19 protein-coding genes and 3 riboswitches are annotated in these 21440 nt (G+C 57.6%); of the genes, 5 read left to right on the top strand and 14 right to left on the bottom strand.

Annotated features, from left to right (window positions below):
* Positions 1-5: 5 nt before the first annotated feature.
* The 3 genes from ACYQ11_RS07995 to ACYQ11_RS08005 all read right to left on the bottom strand — a co-directional run bounded on the left by ACYQ11_RS07995 (position 6) and on the right by ACYQ11_RS08005 (position 1144).
* Positions 6-386, bottom strand: coding sequence for a type II toxin-antitoxin system VapC family toxin (locus tag ACYQ11_RS07995; RefSeq protein ID WP_459923249.1), 381 nt, complete (start codon positions 384-386; stop codon positions 6-8).
* Entirely contained in the window at positions 373-612 is a 240-nt protein-coding gene (locus tag ACYQ11_RS08000) for a hypothetical protein (RefSeq protein ID WP_459923250.1), read from the bottom strand. The genes ACYQ11_RS07995 and ACYQ11_RS08000 overlap by 14 nt, the downstream gene beginning before the upstream one ends.
* Positions 613-733: 121 nt before the next feature.
* Entirely contained in the window at positions 734-1144 is a 411-nt protein-coding gene (locus ACYQ11_RS08005) for a hypothetical protein (protein WP_459923251.1), read from the bottom strand.
* 137 nt (positions 1145-1281) lie between these two features.
* Between ACYQ11_RS08005 and ACYQ11_RS08010 the strand changes: the two genes are divergently transcribed.
* A complete protein-coding gene (locus ACYQ11_RS08010; protein WP_459923252.1) occupies positions 1282-2535 on the top strand; it encodes a CinA family nicotinamide mononucleotide deamidase-related protein in 1254 nt (417 codons plus the stop codon).
* A gap of 388 nt (positions 2536-2923) precedes the next feature.
* Here the strand turns inward: ACYQ11_RS08010 and ACYQ11_RS08015 are convergent, their stop codons facing one another.
* The 11 genes from ACYQ11_RS08015 to ACYQ11_RS08065 form a co-directional block, all read right to left on the bottom strand.
* Complete coding sequence (locus ACYQ11_RS08015) at positions 2924-3793, bottom strand: FkbM family methyltransferase (RefSeq protein ID WP_459923253.1); 870 nt, start codon at positions 3791-3793, stop codon at positions 2924-2926.
* A gap of 5 nt (positions 3794-3798) precedes the next feature.
* Complete coding sequence (locus tag ACYQ11_RS08020) at positions 3799-5235, bottom strand: glycosyltransferase (protein WP_459923254.1); 1437 nt, start codon at positions 5233-5235, stop codon at positions 3799-3801.
* 178 nt (positions 5236-5413) lie between these two features.
* Positions 5414-5866 (bottom strand): YqaA family protein, encoded by a 453-nt coding sequence (locus tag ACYQ11_RS08025; protein WP_459923255.1) that lies wholly within the window; start codon positions 5864-5866, stop codon positions 5414-5416.
* Between the two features lie 49 nt (positions 5867-5915).
* The gene (locus ACYQ11_RS08030; RefSeq protein ID WP_459923256.1) at positions 5916-8024 is read right to left on the bottom strand and encodes a chemotaxis protein CheA; all 2109 of its coding nucleotides are present in this window, start codon (positions 8022-8024) and stop codon (positions 5916-5918) included.
* A gap of 614 nt (positions 8025-8638) precedes the next feature.
* On the bottom strand, positions 8639-9100 hold the full coding sequence (locus tag ACYQ11_RS08035; protein WP_459923257.1) for a hypothetical protein: 462 nt from the start codon (positions 9098-9100) through the stop codon (positions 8639-8641).
* Positions 9101-9126: 26 nt separating this feature from the next.
* Positions 9127-9207, bottom strand: a riboswitch (cyclic di-GMP riboswitch).
* A 105-nt stretch (positions 9208-9312) separates the two neighbouring features.
* A riboswitch (cyclic di-GMP riboswitch) is annotated at positions 9313-9389 on the bottom strand.
* A riboswitch (cyclic di-GMP riboswitch) is annotated at positions 9390-9470 on the bottom strand.
* Positions 9471-9681: 211 nt separating this feature from the next.
* Entirely contained in the window at positions 9682-11205 is a 1524-nt protein-coding gene (locus tag ACYQ11_RS08040; protein WP_459923258.1) for a WD40 repeat domain-containing protein, read from the bottom strand.
* Positions 11206-11285: 80 nt separating this feature from the next.
* Entirely contained in the window at positions 11286-13019 is a 1734-nt protein-coding gene (locus tag ACYQ11_RS08045) for an OmpP1/FadL family transporter (RefSeq protein WP_459923259.1), read from the bottom strand.
* Positions 13020-13039: 20 nt separating this feature from the next.
* A complete protein-coding gene (locus ACYQ11_RS08050; protein ID WP_459923260.1) occupies positions 13040-14128 on the bottom strand; it encodes a transporter in 1089 nt (362 codons plus the stop codon).
* 69 nt (positions 14129-14197) lie between these two features.
* A complete protein-coding gene (locus ACYQ11_RS08055) occupies positions 14198-14995 on the bottom strand; it encodes a C39 family peptidase (protein WP_459923261.1) in 798 nt (265 codons plus the stop codon).
* A 248-nt stretch (positions 14996-15243) separates the two neighbouring features.
* A complete protein-coding gene (locus tag ACYQ11_RS08060; RefSeq protein WP_459923262.1) occupies positions 15244-16224 on the bottom strand; it encodes a hypothetical protein in 981 nt (326 codons plus the stop codon).
* Positions 16225-16434: 210 nt separating this feature from the next.
* Positions 16435-17061 carry a TetR/AcrR family transcriptional regulator gene (locus tag ACYQ11_RS08065; RefSeq protein WP_459923263.1) on the bottom strand — a complete coding sequence of 209 codons (627 nt, stop codon included), beginning with the start codon at positions 17059-17061 and terminating at the stop codon, positions 16435-16437.
* Positions 17062-17569: 508 nt separating this feature from the next.
* On the opposite strand from ACYQ11_RS08065, the gene ACYQ11_RS08070 reads away from it, so the two are divergent.
* From ACYQ11_RS08070 to ACYQ11_RS08085, 4 genes are all read left to right on the top strand, one after another.
* Positions 17570-18118, top strand: a complete 549-nt coding sequence (locus ACYQ11_RS08070; RefSeq protein WP_459923264.1) for a hypothetical protein — start codon at positions 17570-17572, stop codon at positions 18116-18118.
* Positions 18119-18298: 180 nt separating this feature from the next.
* Complete coding sequence (locus ACYQ11_RS08075) at positions 18299-18799, top strand: DUF6160 family protein (RefSeq protein WP_459923265.1); 501 nt, start codon at positions 18299-18301, stop codon at positions 18797-18799.
* Between the two features lie 190 nt (positions 18800-18989).
* Positions 18990-20300: a hypothetical protein gene (locus ACYQ11_RS08080; protein WP_459923266.1), complete on the top strand. Its 1311-nt coding sequence runs from the start codon at positions 18990-18992 to the stop codon at positions 20298-20300.
* Between the two features lie 8 nt (positions 20301-20308).
* Positions 20309-21379, top strand: a complete 1071-nt coding sequence (locus ACYQ11_RS08085; protein WP_459923267.1) for a hypothetical protein — start codon at positions 20309-20311, stop codon at positions 21377-21379.
* Positions 21380-21440: the final 61 nt, after the last annotated feature.

Raw genomic sequence — 21440 nt, forward strand, 5'->3', positions numbered from 1 at the left:
CGGAATCAGGGCGTAAACGGTATCAGCGAAAGGTCCTTGATGATCCTGAAATGCTTCACGTTGCTCGTCATGAGGGGCAGATTGTTTTCAACCGCCGTTGCGGCGATGATGGCGTCACCGGATCGGAGGCCGGAGCCCTGGGCGTACTCTTCAATGTAGATGGAGGCCCGGTGCCCGATGTTTTCAGTGAGCGGCAGGACAAAAAAATCGAAGGCGGACAGGAAATTCTTGATATGTGCGTGCTGGTTTTTGTTCTGGGCGCATTGAAGCAGTTCCATGTACGTCTGGATGGAAAGATGGCGTTCCTCCGCCGTTTCCATGACGGCGACGGCTTTTTCGTTGCCCCGCTGGGCCCAGATGAATATGTCCGTGTCAAAGATCGTCATAGCGGGATTGGCGCAATGTGTTCATGATGTCGGAGACCGGCGTGTCGGAATCCTTGGCCATGCCGACGAAAGGGTGGTCCTTCATGTTCACGGCTTTTTTCTGCGTCGCAGGAATCAGAATCCCTTTGACCTTGCCCCGGTACAGGACCGTCACGTTTTCATTCCGGTCCAGAGCCTTGAGCACATCATTCATTTTGTATCTCAAATCGACAATGCTGGCTTTCATCGCGTTTTCCTTGTTTAAATGTATGCTTGAACTATACATTGACAGAGGGCGTGCGATCAAGAAAAATGTGGTTCGACTCATTTTGGGCGCATTCGGAAAAAGGCATCCAAACAAGTCTGTTTCAGTTTTCCGTGGTGATGTCCACGCCGTTGCATTCCACCCGGTATCGGACGGATTTGTCCCATTTGATCTTGTGGCGGAGGATGTATTCGTTGCCCGCCTGGGCATAGAACGAGACGGGGTCGCCGTAGATGACGCCCCGGGGGTTGAGGCGGCAGGGCGTGATGCTGTGGCTGCCGGGGAGCAGGGTCACCGTGTCGGGCAGTTCGTAGGCGGTCTCGCCTTTCAGGGTGCCGGTGGCGGTCTTGCCGTTTACTTCGGCGATGCGGAGCACGGCCGGGTCTTCCACGCGAAGGGTGCCCACGGCCCACTCGGGGGCGTCCGGCCCGGTGTATTTCAGCACGGTGCAGGCCGATGCTCCAAAGAGGATGAGGCCGGAAAGAAGCATAAATGTGAATGTTGTCGGTCGCATGATCATAAATTCCAATGATGCATGAACACAGGGGTTCAGATACGATTTGTCTTATCTTTATCGGGGTCGCGCCGTCTGGAAACGCAGGTTTAAGGCCGAAATCATATAACCAATCGTCAAAAAAATAAAGGAACAATATGAATATCGAATTAATATCCACCGGCGAGGAAGTCGTTCGCGGGGTCATTGCCGATGAAAACGGGGCCTATATGGCACGCATCCTGACGGCCCTTGGGTTTTCCGTTGGCCGGCACGGCTGCGTGGGCGATGACCTGGATGACCTGGTCGCCCTGTTTGCCGAGGCCGACGGTCGGGCCCGGGCGGTGATCGTCACCGGCGGCCTGGGCCCCACGGTGGATGACCGGACCGTTCTGGCCGCGTCCCGGGCCTTTGGCATGCCGATCATTCACAACGAGGCGGCGGAGCGGTCGGTGACGGCGTTTTTCGAGCGGTGGACCATGGCCGTTCCGGAGTCCAACCGGAAGCAGATGCGGCTGCCGGACGGGTCGGAATGCCTGGACAATCCGGTGGGCACGGCGCCGGGGTTTACGCTGGACACGGGGAAAAGCCGGTTCTTCTTTCTGCCCGGTGTTCCGGGGGAAATGCGGGTGATGCTGGACCGGCACGTGCTGCCCCGGCTTTCGGTGATGGCCGGGTCGGACCGGGAGATCTTTCGGTCCCGGACCCTGTCGCTGTTCGGCCTGCCTGAGGCGGAGGTGGACCGCCGTCTGGCGGATATGGAGACGGTTTTTCCGGGTGTACGCCTGGGGCTCCGGGCCGTGTTTCCCGTGATTGACATCACGCTTTACGCCGGAGGAACCGATGCCGAGGCCGCGGAGCGCCGTCTGGATCAGGCCCGGGACTGGGTGATGGGGGCCGTCGGTGAGCATGTGTTTTCAACCCGGGGCAGAAGTCTGGCCGAAGAGGTGGGCGAGGGCTTGCGGCAGGGCCGTAAAACCCTGGCCGTGGCCGAAAGCTGCACCGGAGGGCTGATCGCCCATATGCTGACCAATGTGGCCGGGAGTTCGGATTATTTTCTGCTTTCGGCGGTGACCTACGCCAACGAGGCCAAAATCCGGGTGCTGGGGGTGCCCGAAGCTCTGATCGCCCGGGCGGGGGCGGTCAGTGAGGAGACGGTTAGGGCCATGGCCGAGGGCGTGAGGCGTGTGTCCGGGGCCGGGATCGGCCTGGCCGTCAGCGGCATTGCCGGGCCGGGGGGCGGCTCCGCCGACAAACCGGTGGGCACGGTCTTTATCGGGCTTGCCGACGACGCCGGAACCCGGGCTTTCCGGCTGTGCCGGGACATGAAAAACCGCCTGAAAAACAAAACCCTCTTCGCGGTATCGGCCCTGGACTACCTTAGGCGTCACATCGGGACTTGCGCGTCGTGAGGGCCTCTCAAAATACTATCGTTGACCCGTTGATGGGCAAAGCAAAGCCCACCTGCCCATCATGGTCTTAAGATAATGACATTGGAAGGTGATGGGCTTTCCCCCTTGAGAGAAGCCACAGGCTTATTAACCACCCGTTCGCTGCGCTCACTGAAGAACTCGAAGGGCCACGAAGAAAAGCCCACGATTTACGGTCTTTTTCGTGCTCTTCGTGCCCTTCAGTGAGCAACGCGAACGGGTGGTTTAACAATAAAGTTCACCTCCAACTTGAGGGAAGTGCATAACCGGATTTTTTAATTATCACTCAATGCCGTTTACTTAAAAAATGTGCCTTTGTTACGTGATGGGCAAAGCGCAGTGTGCCCATCATTGGAGCCGGCCGGATGATTCACCGTGACGGCATCGAGGCCTCAGCCAGGATGTCGATGGTGGACAGCCGCGGGATCAGGCGCCCCGCGTTTTTCCGCGTGATTTTTTTGTGATCGCTGAGCCGGAAGAACCGGTATCCCAAGGGGCCGAGGATGTCGGCCAGATCGTCGAACCCATATCCGTTTTCTTTCATCAGATAGCCCCCCGCTTCGAAAATGATCAGCGGCCTGAACCGGGCGATGCAGGCCTGCGCCCCGGTGATCACGTCCAGCTCCCTTCCTTCGGTGTCGATTTTGATCAGATCCAGTCGGTCGATGGCCTGGCTGCGGCAGTAGCCGTCCAGGGACAGGACCGAGGTCCCGGTGCTTGGGGCGACCATGCCGCCGCTGACCGGATGCCGGGGCGAGACCCAGTCGTTGATTTTCCAGCTGGCCGTGGCGGGGACGTCGGAGACGCCGGCTTCGGTATGCGAAACGAAGCGTTTGACCGGATGAATCCGGGCACCGAGTGCGGGGTTCAGGGCCAGATGGGTCAACAGCTTGGCATGGGCTTCGTCGGCGGGTTCGAAGGCATGGACGCGGCTCCGGGGCAGGGACATGCACAGGGGCAGGGCCATGCTGCCCAGGTTGGCACCCACATCGAAAATGACGGCGTCCTCGGGCAGGAGTGCGAGGCTTTTCCGGATCAGGTCGCCCTGAAACCGACCGAACAGAAAGACGGCCAGATCGATGCCCTCGGACAGGTCCAGCCGGTAGGTGATGCCCCGGCGGCGGACCCGGACCCGGCCTGATGTGAGAAAGGGTCGGATCAGGACATAGATCAGCCCGGCGATCAGAAGCTTGATCCGGGTCAGGGGCAGACGGTGTTGAAGGCGGGCCGTGAGGGTCATGGCGGTCAGATGAATTTGATGCGCAGGGCCGCGAACACAACCATTTTCAAAAGAATGAAGCCGTGGCGCCAGCGTTTGATGTTGGTGGTGCCGTACCGCCTCTGGCGGTAGCGGATCGGAAGGTCGATGATCTTGAGGTTGAGCTTCGCCGCACCGAACAGCAGGTCGAAATCGCCGAAGGGATCGAAGTTGCCGAAATAGGAGCGGTTTTTGGCGATGGTGTCGTAATCCTTTTTGTAAAGCACCTTGGTCCCGCAAAGGGTATCCTTGACCGGCTGGCCCAGAAGCCAGGAAAAGGCAAGGCTGAAGAATTTGTTGCCCACCATGTTCACAAAGCGGATGGCCTGGTTTTCCATGGGATATACCAGCCTGACCCCGTTGACAAACTCGCCCCGGCCCGAGACCAGAGCCCTGTAGAACCGGGGCAGGTCTTCGGGGGCCACGGTCAGGTCGGCGTCCAAAATCATCAGCACATCGCCTTTGGCCTGCGCAAAGCCCAGGCGGACGGCGTCGCCCTTGCCTTTGCCGGTCTGGCGAAACAGTTTTACGTTTTTTTCCGGGTAGCGGGCCATCAGGGCCCGGATGGTTTCATAGGTCTCGTCATGGGAATGCCCTTCGACAAAGATCAGTTCGGTGCGACTGCCCATCAGCGGGGTTCGACGGAGCAGGGCCTCGATGTTTCCGGCTTCGTTCCGGGCCGGGATGATCACCGACACCGGGGGCCGGGCCGAGGGATCGGTGTCGATGGGCGGCGGTTCTTTGCGGGCCACCGCGAAGGTCGTCAGGGCGAACCAGCTGAAGGGGGGAAAGGCCGTTAAAAAGCGGTTGCACAGTCGCGACAGCAGGGGAACCCGAAGGGGCAAAAGAATCAGATGGCTCTGCTTGATGGTTTCGAATCCCGAAAGGTTTAAAAGGTTTACGATGTCGTTGGGCGCGAACCAGTTCTGCTCCAGATAATCGGCCGTGAGCTTGAACCGCCGGGCCAGGTCCATGGGAATCCGCCACAGGTTGTTGGGGAAATTCAAAATGATGCGTGTGGCGGGATGGGACAGGGCATGGACCCGCTCCAGAACCCGCTCGACGTCCCAGAGGTTGATCACCAGATCCGACAGAATGATTACGTCGAAGACGGCGTTTATGGCCGGCTCATGGGCGTCCGCCCGGACAAAGGACAGGTGAGGGTGCTTGCGTTTCGCCTGCCTGATCATCTCCGCCGAAAAATCGATGCCCAGGCCGAAGCCCGGGGAAAGACCGGCCAGAAGATCCCCGTGGCCGCATCCCAGCTCCAGGACCCTGAGGCCGGGGGGTACGAAAAACCGGTAATAGTGCCGGAGCTGCTTTGCGTAATAGGCCCCGGCCCGAAGGGGGCTGAGGCGGAAGGCCGAGGCCCTGTCCCAGCTTTCCATGCGCTGCTGTCTGTACTGTCGTTCCGCTGAAATCATACCGTCGTCGGGTGTTCCGGGTTAGGGTCCAATGGGGCCGGTTCCTGCCGTTCTCTTAAGACCCTGATGGGCGGTTTTGAGTCCATGGCGTTGAACGGCCCATGTCGCTTATGTTTCGACCATAAACGCCAATTATGCAACCTTTTTTTTACCCCGTAAAAAAGGGTCGCGGCCGGATTCAGATCAACGGGCGCATGCTCAGAAAAATGAGCAGGTAGCGCAGGTTTTTTCCGGTGAAGACCAGGATGAAGAAAAGGGGAAGGGGCACCCGGAAGAGACCGCCGATCAGGCAGAGGGGATCGCCGATAACGGGCAGAAAGGAAAACAGCAGGGACCAGGACCCGTAGGTTTTGAAAAAAGCACCGGCCCGCTCACGGTCACGGGCCGAGATGCCGAGGAACCGTTCACAAAGGGCCTCGCCGCCGTATCGGCCGACGGCATAGGTGGTCAGGGCTCCCAGGACGTTCCCCGCGCCGGCCGCAGCCACCAGAAAGAGCGGTGAGTCTGAATGGGGAAGCAGGGCGATCAGCAGCCATTCCGAACCTAAGGGGATCAGCGTCGCGGCCAGAAAGCCGACGGTGAACAGATACGCCGTGTCGTTGGCGATGATCCAGTCGGGCAGGGGAATCATGACAGGGTTTTCCGGATGGGGTTCATGGCTTTCGACCCGTGTGAACCGCTCATGCCGGGTTCCGCTGATGGATTTCCGTGAGCCGGTCGACGTCGACGATCAGCCCCACCCGTCCGTCGGGCATGATGGCCGCACCGGAGATCCCCGGGACGCTTGCCATGCTTTCCCCCAGACTTTTGATGACGATCTGCTGTTTGCCCAAAAGTTCGTCGACCCCGAGAGCGATGCGGCGGCTGCTTCCTTCAACGATAACCATCAGGTGGGCGTCGTCGTCTCGGTCGATTCGGGGCATGCCCAGCAGATCTTCCAGATCGAAAAAAGGAATCAGCCGGGTCTGGATGTTTACCATGCGGCCCGTTCCGGACACGGTTCTGATGTCGCCGGACGGCACCCGGGTGGAGGTGACGATGGACAGGGTGGGAATGATGAACCGATGGCTGCCGACGCGGACGATCATGCCGTCGATGATGGCCAGGGTCAGGGGGATCCGGATGATGAAGGTGGTGCCTTTGCCCTTTGCCGACCGGACGTCGATCTGACCCCGCAGGGCTTCGATGGCGGTTTTGACCACGCTCATCCCCACACCGCGCCCGGACAGGTCGGTCACCGTTTCGGCGGTGGAGAACCCCGGCTCGAAAATCAGGTTGATGATCTCCCGGTCGGACAGATTGTCGTCGACCGGCAGACCCGTGGCGTGGGCTTTTTTAAGGATCTGGGCCGTTTCGATGCCCCGGCCGTCATCCTCGATTTCAATCTGGATGTTGCCGCTCTTATGAAAAGCCCGGATGACGATATGCCCCTCGGCCGGTTTGCCCTGGGCCAGGCGATGGGCTTCATCGGGTTCGATGCCGTGGTCCATGGCGTTTCGGATGATGTGCAGAAGGGGTTCGCCGATTTTGTCGACGATGGTTTTGTCAAGCTCCGTCTCTTCACCCTGCATGGAAAAAGCGATGCGTTTGCCGGATTTTTTCGAGATATCCCGGACCAGACGGGCCACTTTCTGGAAGGTGGACCGGATGGGCACCATGCGAAGGGACAGTCCCGCTTCCTGGAGGCCCCGGGTGATTTTATCCATCAGGGCCAGGTTCCGGTTCAGTTCCCGGGATGTGATGTTCCGGATTTCCTCGGACTGCATGATCATGGACCCGGCAATGACCAGCTCGCCGATCATGTCGATGATGCGGTCCAGGCGTTCGGTGTCGACCAGAATGGAGTCCTTGACCGGTTTTCCCGTGGAGGCGGCGGCGGGTGCCTGGGTGTCTTCCGGGGTACCGCCCTCGGTGACGCTTTGGGCTTTCGACGATTCCTCGCCCAGGGCGGCCCGTGTGTTGATCCGGTCCAGGGCCTCGAGAAGGTCGTCCACCGGCGGAGGGGGCTGGGTGAAGGCCCCGCCGTACCAGCCGTAGGCATGGCGGAGCCAGTCCACCACGGCAAACAACAGGTCCGTGTCGTGGAAAGCCGGGGCCGCTTCGAGCATGTCCTCGGTGGCGTGACAGAGCCGTTCGACATCCTTCAGGTTCAGAAAGCCCGCCTCGCCTTTTTTCGTATGAATCAGCCGCCGTATCCGGGAGATTGAGTCGGGGTCATAGGCCTTTTCGTTGGAAAGAAGCAGGGTTTCCATCGTGTCGAGGATCGGGGGCTGGAGCGAGAGAAACTCGGCGAACAGGTCCATGTCCAGATGGCCGGGCAACACGCCGGGATGTCTCAGCCCCTGCGGTGCGGCCTGGGCCCCCGGTGATGGGGCGGCAGGCGGTTCGTCAGGCGAATCGAACGGCGGGACGTTTTCGTTGGAACCGGCCGCCTCGTCGTGCCCGGCGGATGCCGCTGCATCGGCGTCATTTTCGTCATCAAAGGGAAACCGGGCCGCACTGAAATCGTAGGAGAGCCGGGCATGGTTCTGGATGACCGTGATGCTTTGGCCGATGAGCTCAAACAGGGGGTCGGGAAACGGCGCCTCTTCGGCCAGGGCGTCGGCCATCATGGCCGTGAGCCGGAGCAGGGCCTGTTCGAGCACCGGCTGGTCATGGTTTCGGGCCCAGGGAAGCATCCGGTTGAATCCCTCGAGGATGGATGCGAGTTCTTCGGTGTCGGCGGGATCGATGAGCACAAAGGCCAGGGCGATATCGTCGATGGTGCGGGTCAGGTGCTCATGATCCATGGCGTTGGTTCCGATCTTGGCGTGCTTGTGTGAGGGTGACTCCTGATAATATCAGGTGATTGATGAATGACGGCTTCGTAAAAAGTCCGATTTCTGTGTTGCGCTTCATCCCTCGTCACTGCGGCTTACCCTAAGTACGCCTCATTCCTCGGGATTCGCGACGCCTTGAACTCGAACTTTTTTCTTTGCCGTCATGTGATGACTTTTTACGAGTTCATCATGAATGTAAGGTCAGGAAAACGGTTGAATGCGCCCTCGACTGAAATCGCTCGGAGCGATGGTTTTTTGTATAATGCCGGTATTATAATTAATGACAGGGGCAATGTAAAGTCCCATGGAACGCCCTCAGCAATTCTCGGTGAATGTCAAAAGGTTATGAAGGAGCGGGCCAGGCACGCGATGGTGGGCATCACTAAACGTTGGAATCACTGTTTTCATGATCGCGGAATTCCAAGCGTTTCAGTAGATATGGGCTATCTGCGCCCAGATGAAAAAAGTGCTCACACCGTCCGTGATTGTCCGTGAATGAACCGCGTGCGAAGGGAAAAACAAAAAAAACGGCCCCCGAGGGGGCCGTTTTTTGACAAAGAGGGTAAAAGAGCGACGTGTCACGGCTAACGGGCCATGACACGCATGGTGCCATGAACATCGACAATCAGACGTTCTATGTACAGGGTGCCCAGGGTTTGTCCAGCGCCGATGTCGGTTCCCAGCCGGACGGTGGTCTGAAAATTTCTGATATTCACGACCGGTCCGTTGAGATCGCATTCGAAACCTGTTGCACCGTTGGTTGTCACAATCCTGGTCGTCGTGGAAGGATCGATTCCGATGGTCCCTTCGTAAGACGTGTCGGCAAGACTGAGGTATCCCCCTTCTTTCCCACCGAAGTAGTACGTTCCGGTTTCCTGATCATGGTTGATGTGCATGATGCCCAGCATATCTGAAAAACCGGCCTGGGCAGTGATCTGGTCCAATTCCGTGTCAGACATCCGGGTCATCTTCGCGAAACCTGATGAAGGCAGTGCACATACGCACACAAGACATAGAATGATTGCAAATAAACGAAGCTTAATCATGGCGAACTCCTTTCTGTATTATTTCAACAGGTAACCCGGCTATCCTTTACGAGAAAGGACCCGTGGCTTTCCGTCCCAGGGTTACCCCTGGTTTGGCGCATAGGAGGCGACCCGGCCATCCTTCACGATGAAGGATCCGTGGCTTTCCGTCCCAGGGTTACCCCTGGTTTGGCCTAATATACTCATTGACAGTTCATGAAAAAAAACATGGAACAGGCGACCCGGCTGTCCTTCACCATGAAGGACCCGTGGCTTTCCGTCCCAGGGTTACCCCTGGTTTGGCGTGGTGTGAGGCAGCCCGGCTGTCCTTGACGAAAAAGGACCCGTGGCTTTCCGTCCCAGAGTTACCTCTGGTTTGGCAAAATGCGCTTCGTCACTCTTTTACCCATGCCCGGCCTGTTCGTCTGGCCTGAAAAGACCGTGCATGGCTGACCCCGTTGTCAAAGATCGCGCAGACATCCGCATGGGGCGGACGATCTGCCGTACATCAATCTTATCGGTCAAAAGGGGGTGGAACTGAAGGGGGATACGTCGATTTTTTTGAAGATGTAAAAAAAGAAAGACGGCTGTCCGGATCGGCCTCAGGGCTGTGCGTCGGTCTGGTCGATATGGACCTTGACGACAAAAAATTCCGGGCCGTTTTCCGATCCCAGGCCCAGGGTCTGAACGCAGGTGGGCGTGATGAATGTCAGAGGGGCGTTTTTGACGAAACCCTGGTACCTTGCCGTGGATTCCTTGCGGTTCACGACGATCATCCACCTTTCGTCCCGGCATGCCTGGAAGGCCAGATACCGGCTGTCGGGACTGAAGGCGACCATGCCGATTTTATCGTATCGGGCCAGTTCCGCGCCGTCTAAAATCACGATGGTCGATGCGCCGTCTTTGGCGACGGCGACCAGATGTCGGCTGTCCGGGCTGAAGGCGAAAAAGGAAATGGATTCGTAGGACGTCCCTTCGGTTCCGTTGACCACCAGCCGTTCGAGGTCCTTGTCTTTGGCTTTGTAGATAAGGGTTTTGGCGTCGGGGCTGTAGATGGGCACGGAGACGGACTGGTAGGTTTTGCCGCGTTTCCCGTCGGCGACCACGAAGGAACCGTCGTCGTTCGCGCCCACATAGCCGTGATGCCTGGAATCCGGGCTGAAATGATAGGGCCCGATGTTGGCAAGCCAGGGGCCGGGGGCGTCATCGACGATGATCCGGCTTTTTTTGCCGTTGAAAACAGAATACATCCACCTTCCGGAATCCGGGCTGAACAGGGGCAGGCTGACGGCTTTGTAGGATTTTTGGGGTTTGCCGTCGATGACGGCCGTGTGACGCTCGCCGGATCGGGCCACATAGGCGATGCGTTTGGAATCCGGACTGAAGCCGGCGGAGAGGATGTCATCGTATGCGGGGCCGGCCGAGTCGTTCTGCACCAGGGACCAGCCGGAATCCGTTTTTGCCGTATAACAGATTTTTCGTGAATCCGGACTGAAAAATGCGCCCTTGATCTCCCGGCAGGGAGGGGAAGCCTTACCGTCGACGATCAGGGACCAGGCCGCGTTGTCATAGGCCGGGTAGGCCATCCGTGAGGAATCGGCGCTGAAAAGGGGATAACCGTTGCCGTTGATGCCGGAGTGATTGGGGCCGCGCGTTCCGTCGATCACAACAAAATAACGCTTTTCGCGGTCCCGTACCGGATAGGCGATTTTTTTCCCGTCGGGGCTGAACACGAGGTTGGCGATGGCGTCGAAGGGTTCGCTGATTTTCCCGTCGATTACCGCGTGGGCGGCCTTGTTTTTCCGGGCGATGTAGGCCAGGCGTCTGCCGTCCGGGCTGAATCGGGGGCCCAGGGTGCTGATGGTGTCGAACACGGGGCCCAGTGTGCCGTTGCAGAAGATCGCGATGCCCGGCGGCGGCCCGGGAACCTTGACGGCAAACGCCACCGTGTCCAGAAGGGGAGGGTTGGTGGTGACGGTGGACGGATAGAGGATAAGGCCGTCTTTGAGCATGCCGACGGATGTTTTTTCGTCGGTGAGGGTCAGGGCATTCGGGGTCTGGGCCCCATGGGCGTGTGTCCCAAGAACGATAAGGACGGTGACAACGATGGAAACGATGCGTGACATCACAGAGACACCTCGAAAGAACGCGTGAGTGATCCGGCTCCGAGGTATCGTTTTTCCGTTGACGGGCCGGGGTCGGGCGGTCAGTCAAAAGGATAGAGTTTTCCCATTAGTCTTTTGACGGTATCGATCCCGTGCCGGGTGGTTTCGACCATATGCTCAAGGGGCATGGTCGCGCTGATGGATCCGACGTATACCTTGGTTTCCTGATGATAGTCAAGGCCTGTAAAAGGGTTGTACACGGGCCGTGTCCAGTCGTCCGAGTTCATCTGAAGGCTCGAGTTGTTGGGCACCGTGTAGGATTCGTTGAAAATATAGGCAAAGGCCAGATCCAGTTCGATGCCGTTATCCATCTTGATGCCAAGACCGGTGCCGATGTTGTGCAGGTCCGGCAGGGCATAGAGGCCGTCATAATACTTGTCCTGAACCGAGGTGGGGCGGAATTCATAGCCCAGCCTCAGGGTCAGTGCGTCCGTGGGCATGATTTCAAGTGCCGTGCTCCAGTGCAGGGTACTCTCGAAGTCACGCTTGAGAACCATCTGATCCGGCTCTTCACCGTAGCCCATGATATTGACGAACCGGAGCAGGCTGAGAGGCTGGTCAAAGGTGAACCTGTCCTCCTCGACCACGGACCATTCGGCCCAGTGGAGATCGATCAGCCATTTGAGCTGCTTGAACGGCTGGAGTTTGATACCCAGCTGCACGCGCTGGGGATAGGTGAATGACGTGGAGGTGACGTATCCGTACTGGTCCTCGCCGCTGGTGGGCAGGTTGAGCATGGCGGCGGAGACGGGCAGCACCACGCCCTGGCTCAGCCAGTTCATCATGGCGGAGAACTGGGGGCTGTGCAGCATGGAGTACCGGCCGGTCATTTCCAGCTTGATTTCGCTTTGATAGCAGATCCCCAGGGAGAACCAGTTTTTGGGTTCCCACAGAAGGCCCAGGTTGTAGGACGGGGAAAAATCGTCCCGGAGCTTGAGGGATATTTGACCGACCTTGTCATAGGGGGCCACCCCGCCGCCAAACCAGGGCGAGGGCAGGGTCATTTCGGAAATGATGGGAATTTCGAGCCCCTCGGTGGATTCGCCCAGCACCCGGGTCAGGGCGATCATGTCGCTGGGGGAACGCATGTCCATGGTGGCGTAGGTTGCCGTCTGCCCCATGCCCACAGACAAACCCACGGACCATTGATCGTCGATTCTGTAACTGAACGAAGGGGCCGCGTAGATCAGGTGCTGCTGGACCACCGATTTGGCGGCGAAGCGCAGGGGGTCGTCGCTGTCTTCGTGGGTCAGACCCACGGCAAAGGGTGCGTAGGACGCCACGGCGAAGGTCCATTTGGAATCGGGCTCCCGGGTGGACAGGCCGATGGTGGGCCCCACCAGAAAGGGAATGGTATCGTTGTAGATGGGGATGTACATCAGGGGGCCGGTGGTGCCTTCGGTGCCGGCCAGGGGGTCCCGTTTGGCCGGATCTTCGGCGTTGGGACCATAGTCTCCCAGAAAATTCGGTGCGTCCGGGTCGGCTTCCACCCCGGTGGTGATGAGGATGACCGGCAGGGAAACGGCCTGGGTGAAGGTTTTGCCGTCGTTTAATCGGGACAGGCCCGCCGGGTTGTAATGAATGGACAGAATACCCGGAGGGTCGGCCGTACAGGTGTTCGCAAGGGAAATACCCCGGGTGGCAATGGCCATCTGCTCATGAAACACGGCAAAGGCCGGATTGACGAATGCGGATATCAGAAAAAACAGACCCAGGGCCGGCAAGATGGCCGCGCGGCGGCGGGAGCTGCGGAAAAACACGGAAAAAAACGTCATACACAGGCCCATTTTCTTTCTCAAAGTTTGAAGTCAAAGGGGATGCTGAATGAGAACGTGAAATCGGAGGCCGAATTGGTCAACCCGATCCCCAGGGAGGTGCTGAGTGTTCTGCGCGGGGATACGCGCCAGCCCGTCCCGATGTTCAGCACCGCCGCCGTGGATGTTCCGCTTGTGGATGTGGCCCCGCTGTTCCAGCGATATGTGTATTTGGTCGAATAGGAATAGCTGAGGCTGGTGTTCAGCGATACGGTGTAGGACAGGGCGTAGGCCATGCCCAGGGACAGGCCGATGGTTTTGCCCGGCTCGACTTTGTTGAGCACCGTCTCGCTGCTGGTCGGTCCCGGTCTGCGCTGGCTGAGGCTGGCTGCATCCAGGGGGTAGTACACCGACCCGCTGCCGAAAACGAACACCGGATCCAGGGATTTGCTGACCGAAGCGCCGGCGGAAATCGAATAAAAGCCCGAGCCGGTGGACAGGGCCTCGTCCACGTCGATTTTGTAGGGGCTGGTCCCCGAGGGGATCACCACGGAACTGTTGAGGATGACGGTCGGGCTTCGTCCGTCGGAGGGTTTGGGCTGCCAGAGAAGGCCGAAGGACAGGTCGCCGATGTCGGTGGCGTTGCGCTCGTTGGAGGTGGAACGCTGGTCGCTTTTATAGACGAAGGGCACCGTGCCGTTGAGGGTCAGATTGTTCCGGAGGGCATACTTCATGATCAACGAGTTGGTGAGGTTGTGGTTGCTCGAATGATCCACCTGGGGAGAAAGGCTCTCGAGAATATCCGTTGAATTGTAGTTGTAGGTGAACCCGTAGGTCAGCTCAAGGGCGCCTTCACGGGACAGGGCGTAATCCTGGCCGGCGGCGGTCAGGATTTCCTTTTCCGTTTCGGTCTGTTCTTCCAGGGTGGCTTCGAGCTTGTTCCGGACGTCGGCCTCGTCCCTGAGACGGCTGATTTCTTTCTGCAGGACCTGCATCTGTTCGCTCAATTCCTGCATGGTCATCGTCGCACCCTCAGGCTGAGCAAACGAGGCGTCTTCGGCCCACGCGGACGTTGCCGGTATCAGGGCCAGATGGAAAACCAACATGATTTTAAGAATGTGTTCAGCCAATTACATGTCCTCCAACAGAAAATTATCGATGCAATGCCGTCTGGTTGTCATGAATGAGGAGCCAACGCATCATGGTTTATAATATTGCCTGGATTCAGGAACTTCCTTGAGCGCCTGGTCGATGTCAAGGGGTGTCCGGTCGAAGATTTCGGGATGAATGAAGGAGAGCGCCGTCTGTTCATCGATAAACAGCAGGTCCTCCTTCCTGAGGGTCAGGGCATGGTGGGGCTTCCTTGTATCGGCCGACACCACGAACATGACGTTTTCAAACCAGATATCTTCAAATTGTGCCAGGGTGTAACTGCTGTGGCCCCGCCAGGGATCGGCAATGAAAATGTGCCCCTTGTGCATGCCTTTGACCACGACAAAGTGCCGGTAGTCGAAGATCTTGATGGGGACAATGCAGGGCCAGAACTCCGAATCGGACAGATCCTCGATGCTCCCCTTGTATCCGTTGGCCTCGTAACCCAGAGCGTTGACAAATTTTTTCATGTCCAGAAGGGAAAAGGCACGCCTTGCTTTGATGCGTTCCGGATCCCCGTATTCGAGCATGCCGTGGATCACCTGCATTTCATTGAAATTTTCACCCAGGTAATAGCGAAGCACGGTGGCCAGGGCGGCGGATCCGCAACTGTAATCGTAAGCCTGTTTGACAATGCGGTCGGTCTGGAATTCGGACAGGGGGGTGATGGCATGACGCGTTGTGAATTGGGGGTCCTGGGCCGTCTCGATGATCCACTGCCCGTCCGGTGAGGGACTCTCGGGATAGAAGCTGGTGAAGATGGCTATGCCGATGATAAACGCAACAAGCACATGCATGGTCGGTGCTCCGGGACTTTCGATCCGCAGGGCGCGGGCGGTCGCCATGCAGTTCAGTCGATAAGGCACTGCCGTCATGGATCGGTAGGACAAAGTGCCGGTTATTTATAGGAATCAAATTGATTTATGTAAACAATGTTTAAAAGTTCAATATCAGTGTTTTGAACGATTGTAAAGTAAAAATGGGTGAAAATGAGGAATTATGTGTGAATGGTACCGATCATCGAAATGGGGAGGAGGCCCGTGGCGCATGCGATTTCGCCGGCTCAACGGGTTGCCCCGGCAGACGACGCTTGTTAAAGGGTATCGTTGGTCGTGATCAGAACGCTGCCGCCGCTGACGGCCATGCTGCCGCCGGTCATGCAGAAAGAGCCCAGGGTCTGGCCCATGTCTGCGGGCAGATGGTCGTCGTCATTGGCTTTCCAGGGGGTCGGGCCATGGCCCAGTCTGACCTTGAACCGGAGATCCGTCCGGGTGATCATTTGGTTGAGGGAGATGTGAATATAGGTCTCTCCTTCGGGAACGACCATGTACTCCACGCGGCCGGTTTCGGGGTCCCTGTGCTTGATCAGGGGCTTCCAGACGGTATGACCGTCTTCGCCCGAGGGAACGAGTACCGCCAGATTGCCGTCCTCGGCCCTGCCGGTGGTGATGGTCTGCCGGTTGGGGTAGATCAGGAAGGACTGATCCTGGTCGGAGATGTCATCGTGAGAAAAAAGATTGCCCTGGTAGCTGCACAGGTAATTGCCGGTAAGGCCGTCGGGAAGATCGATGCGCGAGCGGGAGATGGTCAGGGTTTTGTGGCGGAGGGCCGGATCATTGTCATAATATTCGGGCACCACGGCCATGCCCGTGAGGACGCCTTCAAAAACCGCGAACGAATAAGTGTCTTTGAGCAGGTGATCCCGATAATCGCCATAGGGACCGTCGTTTCCTTCGAACTTGTTCTGATACACCACGTTTTCGGCTTCGACGGTGGCCGAGAAGTTTTCACGGTAGGTGTTGCCGAAGGGATCCACGGCATCATAGCCGATGAAATCCACGGCCACGGTATTATTGAGTTCGGCGTTGTTCTGTGAAAAGGCTCTGAGTTCCTGTTTGATGATGATGCTGGGCAAGGGCACCTCGGGCAGGACGTCAAAGGCGGGATTGTCGCTGACTGCCTGGCCGGATATGCCCGCCAGCGACTCGTTCGAAAGGATCTCAAGACAAAGCGCCGGGATCGAGGTGACGCAAACGGAAAAAACAAACATCATGCAAAAGATAAAACGCTTCATTCCAGCTCCCGGTTGTCAGACCACGAATGATCCTTAAAGAAATTTTGGGAAATAAACAATGTTTATCGGATGGTAGCAGAGTCAAATTATACGGTCAATAAAAAAATAGGATGGCGTGTTTTCCGTAGTCTGGATGATTCGCTGCCGGAAAAACGGTCGTTTATATATAAGGTACAGCGGTCATGGCCCGGCCGGCTTCGGGTGCGATGATCAGTCGGTAATGCCTTTCTTGAATATCCGGGCGATCCGCCCGGCCAGCAGGTGGATGTGTTCTTCGGCGTTGTCGATGTCTTTGCCGGGATAATTCCGGAAGGTCATCAGCGTCCCCATCACCGATGAGATGAAGGCATGGGACAATGTCCGGTCAGGGTCCTCGATGCCGGACAGCTTGAACACCTGGATGATCTTGTCGATGAAGGCCGTCTGGAGAGCCTGAAACCGGGTCAGCAGGTAGTCGGGCATGTTGCCCTTGATCATCAGGTAACTCATCATCTGAAAGGTGGCCTCGTTGTGGATCAGATGGTCGACGATGGCCCGGGCCATTTCTTCCAGGGGTTCGACGGATGCGGGCGCACGGCTCACATCGTTGAGGCTTTCCTGGAACGCTGTGCGGATGGACGACAGATCCTTGATGAAGGCCTCCATGAACAGTTCTTCCTGGCTGGGGAAATAGCGGTAAATGGCGGCCGGGGAGACACCGGCTTCGGCGGCGATGTCCCGCATGCCGATTTCGTCGAAGGGCTTTCGTTCGAACAGTTTGAGGACGGCATCGAGAATCAGGCTTTTTCGGGCTTCGCGTTCATCTTCCCGGAGTTGTTTGAGGATTGAACTTGACACGGCGTTATCCTTTTTTGTGGGTTAGAAAGGGGACAATAACATAGTTTACCCGGATAAACAACAGTTATTACCAATGTTGCCCGGGGCAATCGCATGTATCTTCGTTCACGAGCACGGCAGGCCGAGGCTTATTCGGACGTCTGGTCCCACGCCGGTTGAACCATATGCGGCGGTGTTAGCGTTTCGCCGGCCGCCATCGTGAACGTGTGCGTGCTCCTGAGCGTAAACGTGAACGGCATGAATCCGTCCCGCAGGAAATCGATCATCCATGCGATTTCCCAACCGATATTTCAAGTCCGATCAATGGTGGTTTCAGACGGATTCAGGAGGAATTAGCGGACGGTAAAAAAATTTTATTATACACTTGACAAATACCTGTCGATATGTAAATGTACTCGTAAACAATGTTCGACATATTTTCGGTTGTTATTTTCTTGCATGTTTGCAGGCATGAAACATGGCGTCGAGTTGTGTGTCGACACCAAACCAAAAAAGGTGAACCCATTTCATGAAACGTCTGATCGTGCTTACCGCCTTCCTTCTTGTTCCGGGTTTTTCCCAGGCGCTGGAGCCCCTGACCGATCAGGCCCTGAACGATGTCTCCGCCCAGGAGGGGGTGACCGTCATTCTGGAAGATTTCAAGGTCACCACCCACACCGGCCTGACGGCCATCGGGGGCGATGACGGACTCGGCATTCCCGCCGTGCCCGACGGAGCCTGGTTCGTGCTCGACAGCACCCGGACCAGCGAACTGGTCGTCGAAAACGGCGCCATCGACTTCGACGCCCTGACCACCGGGCCCGACGGCCTCGCTGTGGGCCGCCACGGGGATACCCTCCCCGCAAACAGGACCGCCGCCCTGGTCGATTTCGGTGAAGCCTATTTCCATGTGAACATGACCGATGCCCGTTTGACCCTCAAGTTCGCCAACAACCCGCGGGGAAACGAGGGGGACGGGGTCACGGTGTTTTCCGATACGGTGTGTAACGTCGCCTTGAGCGGGTCCACGGTGACGATCAAGAGTGACGATGCCAAAATGTATATTTATTCGCACTGATGGTTTTTTTAAGGTGCGATGGGTGAACAGCGATCAGTCTTTCGACTGATGGTGATTCCAGTGAAAAAGCCAATCCCCGACGTCGGGGTGCGGAAAGCTCAAGGGTCCGTGATTCAGGACAGCCGGGTTGCCTCTGGAACGAATGACTAACAACCAACGTTAATCGATGAGGAGGAGAGTATGAAAAAACTGGTTCTGACGGCGGTCATGATGATGATGCCCTTTACGGCCCTTGCTCTTGACGCCATGAATGATTCGGCCCTGGATGAAATGACCGCCCAGGAAGGGGTGACCATTACCTTTGACAATGTTGTCATTACTCAGACGGCTGCCGATATGGCCTGGTCCGATTCTGACGGCGATGGCGTGGGTACCACAGGCGGTACGGTTTATCTTGCCCAGGGCGGTTCAACCGTCACCACCATTACCGACAGCCTGACCATCGACGTGGCCACCGCTGATGGTGACGTTGTTGTTGGTACTGAAACCATCGGCACCGGTACGACCTTCGTGAAAATCGGTCTTCCCAGCGTGTCTCAGGCCGCTTCCGCTAAAACCATGGAAATCAGCCTTGGTGCAGACGTAGCTGCAGCGGCTGGAGGAGCCCAGACTCTGGGTACCCTGTATCAGGATTCCGGAAGTTCATCTATCTCCGGCGCCGTTTACATCTACGCACATTAAGATGATGTGATGACTCGAAAACAATCGGAGACCCTGCCGGCCTCCGATTGTTTTCGGTCCGTGGTTTGACTGACACATGAGAAGGGCATATGGGCTTAAGGTGTTATATCCGGATCCAGGGCGGGAGAGGGCAGGAATCCGGATATAAGACGTTAAGCATTTTTTTTACCCTAACTCCTTGGAACGGCATATGAAATTACGGATCATGATCCTGGCGCTCTTCGGTTTGGTTTTGGGCCTGTCCATGAACGCTTTGGCGGTCCAGCCCCTGTCCGAGCAGGAACTGGGCGAGATCAGCGGCCAGGATGGGGCGACCTTCATCCTCCAGAATTTCGATTTCTATCTGACCAGCCCCGGGGTCCAGTACCTGGCCACCCATATCGATGATCCCACGGCACCTGCTCCCGCCAATCCCAAACCCGATCATCAGCGGGGTTCCATCGATTTTCAGACCCTGACCGTCAGCGACGGGAACCGGAATCCCGTGATCCTCTCGGCCAGTCTGGACTGGGACATCTACAGCATGTCTCTCGGTGAGACCGGCTACAATTATGCCCGGTTCGATCTGTACAACATCGACGGCACCATGGACATCGATGTGGACAACATCGCCGTCTCGCCCCTTGATCCCGCCGCCAATCTGGCCATGACGCCGGCCGACCTTGGGGGGATGCACATCGACGGGCTTGCCGTCGATCGGATGACCGCCACCCTGGGCGCATCGACCACCAACACCGGCGTGGCCGGTCAGATCGACCTTGCCATGCGGATCGACGGTCTGACCATCGATGCCTTCCGGCACCTTGCCGTTACCCCGGATACCCCGGTGACCTTTACGAATATCATGGTGGCCGGGTATTTTACCGGGTCCGAACCGGCCTACGACAGTACCCTGCCCCTGGCCTACACCGAAACCCCCGGGATCTGGTCCGAGCAGCGTGCCACCGAGTATGCCAACGGTGATGAAGCCCTCAAACAGAAACTGCTGGCCGCCAACCGGTGGGTGCCCGATCCGGCCTCCTGGGTGCCCCACGGGGTGCTTCAGATCGGGGATGTGGAAAACGGCAACCCCATGCGCATGGATTTTACCGTGGACCAAAACGAGTTTATTCCCTTTCCCTACGACATTCTGTCCGGCGAACCCACCCAGGACGAACGGGTCGAATGGTACGAACCGGTGTCCGGCGATCTGTTCAGCGACGCCCGGGGCTGGCGTGACGGCAAGGACAACTATGTGAAGGACGGCACCAATTACCATCCCGTCAAGAATCCCCGGTTCGGCAAGGCCTATATCTCCATGGACGCCCCGGTGACGGGGTCGCTGCGCATCGGTGAAGCAGGGGGGGACATCCTGATCGTCGACGGCATCAATCTCCAGATTCACGCGGAGATTCCAGGCTACGGATACGGGGACACGCCCAACTCTATTCCCCGGCCCTATCCGGACCCGCAGCTGGAGCCGCCCCGGTACGACGCTCCGTTTGATACATACTGGCAATAGGATAACCCATGAAGAAACGGCTTCATCACATCGTCTTTGTTTGGTTTACGGGCCTTGCCCTTGCCCTGGTCTTGGCCGATGCCTCCCGGGCCGGGATGGAAATCATGAGCGATGACGAACTGGCGCAGTTGGACGGCCAGTTCTCCACGATCACCATCGATTCCTTTTATCAGCAGAACGATACGGTCCGCATCTTCATGGATCTGCACCAGGAACTCTACGGCACCATCGATTCGGTGCGGGCCGGTTACTACTATCGACCCGCGTCCAGCATGCGGACCAACATGGCCGACATCGGCCTGTCCGGCTTTCACGGGTTTTACGATGTCCAGAAATACGCAGGCGACCTTAACGACGGGGCCTACTTCAACTTCGCCAAAATCGAATCCAACTTCAACACCCTGGCTCCCCAGGGCAGCGATACCTTCGAACCCTGGGGCAACGGCGGTTACCAGGGCGACGTGGGCTCCCTGACCCCGAACTGCAACTATTACGACTGGGATATCTGGATCGACAACTTCCGCTTCGGTGAAAGCCCGGACAAACCGGTGTACATGAACGGCCAGATCATCCGGCTGGAATTCGACGGTGATGTGGTCAACGGGAATCCCCATCTCAAACGTTTGATCGTCGGCACCAACGACCAGCAGGGCAACCTGTACGCCAACTACCACCGCTACACCGGCATCGTCAATCCCATGCTCACAGCCCACACGGCGGCCCGGTCTCTGGGCGTGGCGGATCCTTATGAATACACCACCGGGACCATGCAGATGGTGCGCGACTCCTACATTCAGTGTTTCGGCATCAACGTGTTCAACGTGGAAGACCGTGATACGGGCTTCTGGATGGTCATGAATTTTCAGGGTGACCATGTGGGCTTCGAACTGATCTCCGGTCTTCCGGAAAACGCCATCGACTTCTCGTACACCGAAGGGCTCAAATCCATTCCCCTGTGGGATCCGGACTGGTCCCCCGTGGCGGCCTTCGACGGTCCCATGCGGGATCCCTACGCCACCCAGACCAATACCCAGGCCAATTCCCACGAACACGGCCCGACCACGTCCGGAGGGAACTAGGCACCCTTCCGTTTGCAAACCGCTTGAAAACACGGTATAAAAAAACGCCGCCTTTGGGAAA

Source organism: Desulfatiferula olefinivorans (assembly GCF_054657895.1).